Annotated in this window: 5 protein-coding genes; 2 read left to right on the top strand and 3 right to left on the bottom strand. The window is 41.1% G+C overall.

The annotated features are described in order from the left end of the window. Nucleotides 1-34: 34 nt before the first annotated feature. The 3 genes from ACLD4K_RS21775 to sopE2 all read right to left on the bottom strand — a co-directional run bounded on the left by ACLD4K_RS21775 (nt 35) and on the right by sopE2 (nt 1,381). A complete protein-coding gene (locus tag ACLD4K_RS21775) occupies nt 35-220 on the bottom strand; it encodes a serine/threonine protein phosphatase (RefSeq protein WP_310888099.1) in 186 nt (61 codons plus the stop codon). Continuing rightward, nucleotides 211-375 (bottom strand): hypothetical protein, encoded by a 165-nt coding sequence (locus tag ACLD4K_RS21770; RefSeq protein ID WP_411012488.1) that lies wholly within the window; start codon nt 373-375, stop codon nt 211-213. The genes ACLD4K_RS21775 and ACLD4K_RS21770 overlap by 10 nt, the downstream gene beginning before the upstream one ends. A gap of 283 nt (nt 376-658) precedes the next feature. Next, on the bottom strand, nt 659-1,381 hold the full coding sequence (sopE2, locus tag ACLD4K_RS21765) for an SPI-1 type III secretion system guanine nucleotide exchange factor SopE2 (RefSeq protein ID WP_411012487.1): 723 nt from the start codon (nt 1,379-1,381) through the stop codon (nt 659-661). Between the two features lie 682 nt (nt 1,382-2,063). Here sopE2 and ACLD4K_RS21760 point away from each other — a divergent pair. Both ACLD4K_RS21760 and ACLD4K_RS21755 read left to right on the top strand, forming a co-directional pair. Continuing rightward, nucleotides 2,064-2,459, top strand: a complete 396-nt coding sequence (locus ACLD4K_RS21760; protein ID WP_156010607.1) for a DUF1398 domain-containing protein — start codon at nt 2,064-2,066, stop codon at nt 2,457-2,459. Nucleotides 2,460-2,787: 328 nt separating this feature from the next. Further along, nucleotides 2,788-3,264 (top strand): hypothetical protein, encoded by a 477-nt coding sequence (locus ACLD4K_RS21755; RefSeq protein WP_156010606.1) that lies wholly within the window; start codon nt 2,788-2,790, stop codon nt 3,262-3,264. Nucleotides 3,265-3,454: the final 190 nt, after the last annotated feature.

The following is a 3,454-nucleotide window of genomic DNA, read 5'->3' as shown; positions in this document are numbered from 1 at the left end:
ACTGCCCAGGTCCAAAATGGCAAGTAAAATAGCCCTAATGGGATAGGCTCTTAGTAAACGTACACTGTTGTAAATAGCAAATTTCATCAGTAGCGAGTAAATGCTTTGTTATCATCGCAATAAAATATAACTGGCTGCGCCAGGGGAGTGTTATCCCCTGGCGCAGCGAGCTACTCACTATCGCCTGTTCACATTCAATATTATCCCTCCTTAAAAACATATCGGAAACATAAACCACATCACCTCAGCACACGATATAGCACACTCTTTAGCGGAGTGATCCTCAAGGCAAACCAGCGCCAATGCGGGTGTAATTACCGTGGCGACCATCGCCCCCACAAACAGGAGCAGCACAATTTTTTTTAAAGGCGGCATAACCTCTCCTGACAGTTAACAGACCATTAATCCTTATCGAGACATCATCCGTGCGCGGATATCATAGACTTAACAACACGCGGCGTTACAAAAAAGCTGTCTGGTTATGCCGGTATTTAGAGTAATAACAATTATTTTAAGTTTTAAGGGTATCCATTTGATTTTTATATTAAAATAAATATGACGACGTTTTGTTAAAAGCGTCGCCATAAAAATGAATATATAGTTTCAGAAAATCTGCTATTAATTCATATGGTTAATAGCAGTATTGTGTTTGCTATCTTCAGGAGGCATTCTGAAGATACTTATTCGCGATATTTTCTATAGTTAGCTGAAATTGTTGTGGCGTCGGCATCGTCCCCTTATTAAACAGCGGCGTAACCTCTTTCATAACGATTTTCTCAGCATACGCTTTAAAAGACACCTGCTGATTATGATTTATAAACATATGCGGATATTTAATGCTCGCTGAAGCAATAAGGGGGACGACAAAAGGATTCGCCCCTGCCCCACCTGGAGTAAATACGCCGTTTTTTATCTCCCCAGGTAGCCCCGCATTCTGCGCAGCCTCTCCTATCTCTTTCAGAAAGGGGGTAATACTGACCCCTTTACTGATGAGTAATTTACAACAGTGATCTTTATTATTACTGTACACGGCTGATAACATCGCTTCGCATGTCTGACGAGCATAGGCCGGATCTTTACTCGCATTACCTTTGATATCCAGGCTATTGAGCTTTTGCAGCATAAAATCTTTAACAGTTTTACTGGTTAATACTGCCCTACCCTCAGAGGCGCTCCCACGATGAAAATGGCTAGTCGGTATGTCTGTTTGCAGATGCAGGCTCAAGCGATCTGACAGACTCGTCGACAAGCTGATAAAGCTATTTCTAACGGCAGTAATACTTTTTGCAAAAATGTCCTTCTCCGTTGTTTTTTCTTTTACTGGTTCAACGTCACTTCTATGGATTCTGTAGGGCTGGGTGGATAGTGTTATGTTAGTCACGGTAGTTCTCCTTTTGGATACCTATGCATAGCTACACTTTGTTTATATTTCTTGCTTTCAAAAAATAGCCACCTTCTCCACAACCATTTTTACTCATTGATCTTTATAAATTTTATTTTCCTGATGAATTTTGTTCTTCTGTCACTTAGCCTGTTTTTTTTCGGCGCAAGGTGATCGACTTTTATCGAGGAACATTTTTATCGGGACAATCCTGAACAGGTAAAACATCCCTTCAATTCAACTGCTGCGTCACACAAAACATTCATGAATATTATTATTTATGCTGATGTTGTTACAATTTTGCCCCCATTCAAACGCTGACTGTCAATTATCCTGCCAGCGAGTTAGCCGCGTTTTCAAAACCTATAACGTCGCCACGCCAAACCTCTCCGCCACTGTAATCCTTATCTAAACATCAATTAATTAACTGATTTTTATATATTATGACTTTTCATGGCGTTCAGAAAAACTACAAATGAAATGGATTGACTCATCTATTAGTGGTCAAAAAGCGCTCTACAAGAAATAATCAGTAACAATTGCAACACTATCCCAATCATAACGTAAACTATATGATACCAGACGATTATTATTGCTTTTAGGTAACATCTTTGTATAGCTGCTTTTAAGCAACAATACTCTAACACAACACACAACATTATAACTTACAATAGATTAACAAATGGAATTACAGCTTATGCTTAACCACTTTTTCGAGCGCGTCAGAAAGGATGCAAATTTCAACGCATTTCTAATCGATCTGGAATATAATAATATCGCTTATTACATCTATTTTGTTGCTACCGGTAATGTGAAAATTATCACTCATGCAGGCCACTTCATTTCCATTAAAAGCAATAGAAAGCTGATTAAAGTCAATTCAACACCGAATACGGAATTAATAAAATTGACTTCAGCTAAACACTTTTCGAGGGAGCATTCCTATGAAAAGTACTGTACTGATCTGGCAACAGCAGGCGTTTTTAAATGGATTGTTGAATTAAACCAAAAAACTCGACAATACTGGTCGAAAGACAACAAATTATTATATATAGAAAATGTGGTCATGCCGCTTTAACAAGCCAGGGTAATAATAAAGTCAGTCGTGACATCCGGCGTGTTACGACTGCGGGTTATCCATTTAGAGACCATAATGAGAGTCTGACTGCGAGAGTTACCCTGTGCAGCCCAACCGACGCGGCAACGTTTGACACGATTCTCGGCAACAGCATCTCCTGGAGTAGGAGAAATGATTTTCAAAGCGATATCGACTAAAAGCTCAAAATATTTGTCTGCTATTTATATTCTATCTAATTAATACCCTCCAGGAAGTGTGGCATAATTGCAGAATCTGTCAGGATTCCGGGAACATACCGGAGCGTAATCGAAAAACCATCTGGAGATGTATGAGCAAGGATGAAATCAGTTATCAAATTCTTTACCGGTACTCTCTGGAAAAGCTGTACAGTACCCTTACCAGAAGAGTCGATAACATGCTGTCATTCGCCCTCGTTTTTCTCGGGGTCGGCGTCACCATAAACGTCGGGAGTCCCTTTATTCTGGGGCCAGGCATTGTGGGTATCGCCATACTAAAAAGAGTACTCCGCTTCGGCACGCGATCAGCACAGGCCGACCGGCAGTCCCGCGCCTGGCTAAAACTTTTTAATACTCAGCACCGCTTTCCTTCAGATAAAACACTGTTCCTTACCTTCACATCGCTTGAGCAAGACGCGAGCGAAGCATGGTCCATGCTTATTGGTCCTGCCATCGTCATGACTGAGACCGCCCTCGGAAAAACGCCCATTGAGCCATTGACGGCGGGGGAAAAACTCTGTGCATTTTTGAGTGGCGCGACGAAATCCCAGCCAGCAGATCGCAATTGACCTGTCTTCTAAACGCCTGTGCCATACCACAGAGATTTAGTATAAAATTAATTACGTTTATGTGGAGTACTAACGCTGTCAGCAGGTTTCTCTGAGTGAAAGATTCGTATTATACGCATAGCCCAGTTTACAGTTTATATACCCTTCATACTTCAAGTCGCTTATGTGTTGGCTACGCTCACTCACCCCA

It is taken from the genome of Salmonella sp. 741265055_HSA (assembly GCF_046569525.1).
GTDB classification, from domain to species: domain Bacteria; phylum Pseudomonadota; class Gammaproteobacteria; order Enterobacterales; family Enterobacteriaceae; genus Salmonella; species Salmonella enterica.
The sequence above is the reverse complement of the archived record's forward strand: the minus strand, read 5'-3'. Positions and strand labels throughout refer to the sequence as shown.

Excerpts from the sequence above, each read along its gene's own strand:
- ACLD4K_RS21775 (WP_310888099.1), bottom strand. The coding sequence starts at position 220 with ATGTTTTTAAGGAGGGATAATATTGAATGTGAACAGGCGATAGTGAGT.
- ACLD4K_RS21770 (WP_411012488.1), bottom strand. The coding sequence starts at position 375 with ATGCCGCCTTTAAAAAAAATTGTGCTGCTCCTGTTTGTGGGGGCGATG.
- ACLD4K_RS21760 (WP_156010607.1), top strand. The coding sequence starts at position 2,064 with ATGGAATTACAGCTTATGCTTAACCACTTTTTCGAGCGCGTCAGAAAG.
- ACLD4K_RS21755 (WP_156010606.1), top strand. The coding sequence starts at position 2,788 with ATGAGCAAGGATGAAATCAGTTATCAAATTCTTTACCGGTACTCTCTG.